This is a genomic window from Mesorhizobium sp. M0185 (assembly GCF_040322175.1).
Taxonomy (GTDB): Bacteria; Pseudomonadota; Alphaproteobacteria; order Rhizobiales; family Rhizobiaceae; genus Mesorhizobium.
The window spans coordinates 1-3,318 of sequence record NZ_JAMYSY010000106.1 but is presented as its reverse complement, the minus strand read 5'-3'; the positions used below and the strand labels follow the sequence as shown (position 1 = coordinate 3,318).

General features: G+C 58.0%; 2 protein-coding genes and 1 pseudogene. 1 reads left to right on the top strand and 2 read right to left on the bottom strand.

The features are described 5' to 3' along the window. Nucleotides 1–194 precede the first annotated feature (194 nt). Entirely contained in the window at nt 195–497 is a 303-nt protein-coding gene (locus NKJ20_RS34310) for an Lrp/AsnC ligand binding domain-containing protein (protein WP_502902852.1), read from the top strand. Between the two features lie 166 nt (nt 498–663). On the opposite strand, the gene NKJ20_RS33850 is transcribed toward NKJ20_RS34310, so the two are convergent. After that, on the bottom strand, nt 664–2,094 hold the full coding sequence (locus tag NKJ20_RS33850; RefSeq protein ID WP_352749925.1) for an amidase: 1,431 nt from the start codon (nt 2,092–2,094) through the stop codon (nt 664–666). A gap of 214 nt (nt 2,095–2,308) precedes the next feature. Then, nucleotides 2,309–2,996, bottom strand: a pseudogene (locus tag NKJ20_RS33845) (IS6 family transposase). Nucleotides 2,997–3,318: the final 322 nt, after the last annotated feature.

Below are 3,318 nucleotides of genomic sequence, written 5' to 3'. Positions count from 1 at the left end.
CCGCGAAGAGAAGCGAGTGACCTGCGGAACGGCCCTGGAAAAAAGTACAGGAGCACCTTGACCTCAACCACCCCAATCAGAGAGGTCTCTTACAGTCTCCTTGCTGGACCCGTGTGAAAAATCTCGAGGATCGCGGCATCATTGCCGGCTACCACTCCGCGATTGATCAGCGAGCGCTGGGACGGGCCGAAACAATGATCGTGCAGGTGACGATGAAAAGGCATGCGGATCGCTCGATGGAGGATTTCGAAATCGCGGGTGGCCTCCCAGAAGTTTTTGAGGCGAGCGTGATTGCCGGCGAATTCGACTTTCAGCTTAAAGTATCCCTGCGTGAAACGCCCGGAAGCCTGCCTTCCCGCCCTGGAGAAGGATGCCGCTGTCCCGGAGACCGGGATTGCAAGTCGGCTCGAGACGCCTTGAGCATTGAGACTCTCGGCGGCGAGCTCCGACATTGCCTCCTGCGTTTCGGCGGGGCCGGAAAATCCGTAAAGAGGTGAGCCCATAATCCGACGTTTTATCAAACCGAACGGCTCCTCGGTCTTTATTTCAGTGGACGCTAGTAAAGTCCGCCAGGACCGTCGGCGGCCAGAAAGCCCGGCTCTGCTGGCGCGCCGATTTAAACTGTAATCGGCAACAGACCGCGCGGTGGCGGCGAGATGATCGTCAGCTGTTCCCTGCTCGAATTTTTGGTCGCTGGTGGCTCCAAGGTCTAGCTTTCTCCAGATCGCGTGCGACACGGACCAGCGTGGCCTCATCGCCAAAACGGCCGACGATCTGAATACCGATCGGCAGCCCGCTGGCGCTTTGCGACGAAGGCAAGGACACCGAAGGTTGTCCGGTGACATTGAATACGCCAGTATACTGACAAATCGCCGTGTCCGCTTCCACATATTCCTCTGCGGAGACCGCCGGGTTGTTTGCAGAATAGATGCCGCCGTGCGGTACGGCCACGATTGGCATTGTGGGAGTGAGAAGAATGTCGAAGGTTTGGATCGCCTCGCCCACGCGGAAACGCATTTCCCGGAGGGCCTCCTGTAAATCCGCCGCTCGGGAAAGCGGCAAATCGCGGCTATATTCATACCGTTTGAGGTTGACCGGCTCCAAGGTATCTGTGCTGATAGTGCGCCCCATGGCCAGCGCCGCCTTGTCGAGCCTACTTGCGGTCGTCGGGGCGAGATATATTCTGCTGTACTCGACGGGCTCATATGGCGGGTCGATGTCTTTTACCGTGTGCCCCATCTCCTGCAGAAGCGTCGCCGTCGACTCGACAGCGCGCAACACTTCCGGATCGAGGTTGATCGCGCCCCAACTCGTCCTAGCGACCCCGACCCGCAGACGACCGGTGGGGTGTGAGAGCTCCTCCACATAGGAACGGTTCGGCTGGACGATAATGAATGGATCCCCAGGATGAGGACCGGAAAAGACGTCCAGCGCAGCGGCCATGTCGCGCACAGTTCGACACAGAACAAACGCGCGGCTGAGACCAAACGATGCGTCCTGATTGTCCGGACCGCCGGAAACACGTCCGCGGGACGGGTTCAATCCGACAAGACCGCACCAGGACGCCGGGATGCGAATTGATCCCCCGCCGTCGCTACCGGATGCAATTGGAGTGATGCCGGAGGCGACCGCTGCCGCGGATCCCCCTGAGGATCCCCCAGCGGTGCGTTCCAGATCCCATGGATTGCCGGTAATGCCATTGAGAACGGATTGGCTCATTGCGGTAGTTCCAAGCTCCGAGGTTGTCGTTCTTCCCAGAGTCCGCAGCCCCCCGTCTCGCGCGCGCCGAAAAAAATAGCTATCGGTATCGGAGCGGCAGCCTTTGAACAGACGGCTTCCGTTTTCCTGGAGGCGGCCAGCTTCACTGGCCCCGATATCTTTGCGAAGGAAAGGCACGCCATGGAAGAGCCCTTCGTCCGCGCCCGCAACGGTCTCGGCATCTTCGTAAAACTCGATCACAGCGTTGATGCGTGGATTGACCTCGTCGTGGGCTTGGCGGGCTAGCCGCGTCAACTCCAAGGGCGTTACTTCGCCCGCGCGCACCAAAGCGGCCAATCCGGTAGCGTCGTGATCGACGTATTCGCTTAATTTCATCTTAGCTATGTACTCAATCCGCTTGGAGTTTTATGATGCATGAAGGTCGATCACTGACTGACCCGAGTCAATTTCAGTTTGCATATCGTGTCCATCTGGGGACGAGATGGCCGCAACCTCGTGGCCCACGCGACATCCGCGATGTTCAAAAAGACCCCACGCCGGATTGTCACGTTGTTTAAGATGTGACCGCGCGAGGCCGACACCGCGCTTTTCAGGCAGGCCGTGCACTCACGGCTTCCCACGTGGCCATGGCTTGGCGTCGATGGGTTCGAATTTGTGCTGCGGTTGGTCTGGGATGGGACGAAGAGGTTTCGGACGGCGGAGAAGAGCGACACGAAATGCTGCAATGAGCCGACCGACCGGAAACCCTGTCGCGTTCGTTCCCGTTTTCGGGGACGGCAGGTGAGAATTCTCCGCCCGGTTGTTCAAGCCTTTTATGCGAGCGGTGTTCCATGTTCGGCATGAACTGGCGTTTGGCCGCCCCGTAGGAGCGCAATTTGTCGGTGATCATATGCTTTGGCGGCAGACCATGCTTCTTCAGAAGTCGCGTCAGCAGGTGCCTGGCGGCCTTGGTGTTGGGACGCGTCGGGACAATGCGTTGAGCACATATCGGTCTTGATCAACCGCTCTCCACAACCAGCATTTTTGACCGTTGATGCGCACCATGACTTCATCCAGGTGCCAGACATCGTCTTTCGTTGGTGCCTTATGGCGTATGCGGCGCGCATGATCAGGGCCGTGCTTTCGGTAGCATCGGCGGAGGGTCTCGTAGGAAACGACGATCCCCTTTCCTCGACATCGCGCAAGCTCAGTTTGAAGCGGAAGTAGAGCCAGACAGCACGGGCCACGATTTCGATCGGATAGCGGTGGTTCTTGTAGGTCGGTGCACTCACGGTCATGGGGCGCGCTGCTATTTCCTTACCGCTCAATCAATGTGACAGCACCGCCGAGCCTTCGCCTCCTCCGACCATTGGCGCCGGGCCCGAAGGGGATGGACATCTAGATGCTCGATCGCCTGACTGTTTCTATCATCAGGCATAGGCGTGCTTATAGAAATTCATCATCAGCTCCACACAGAAAGCCGATGAATCGCAAATTTGGCTACTCGCTGCTACGTGGGGCCCTTGCCGCTTACCGTATAGGTGCCGTTAGAATTGAACGTTATACTGGTTTCTCCTGAGCTAAGGGAATTATCTACGTCAATATCTGCGTTTGCGATTC

What these genes read in the sequence shown, in the direction of transcription:
- NKJ20_RS34310 (WP_502902852.1), top strand. Translation starts at nt 195, where the DNA reads ATGATCGTGCAGGTGACGATGAAAAGGCATGCGGATCGCTCGATGGAG.
- NKJ20_RS33850 (WP_352749925.1), bottom strand. Translation starts at nt 2,094, where the DNA reads ATGAAATTAAGCGAATACGTCGATCACGACGCTACCGGATTGGCCGCT.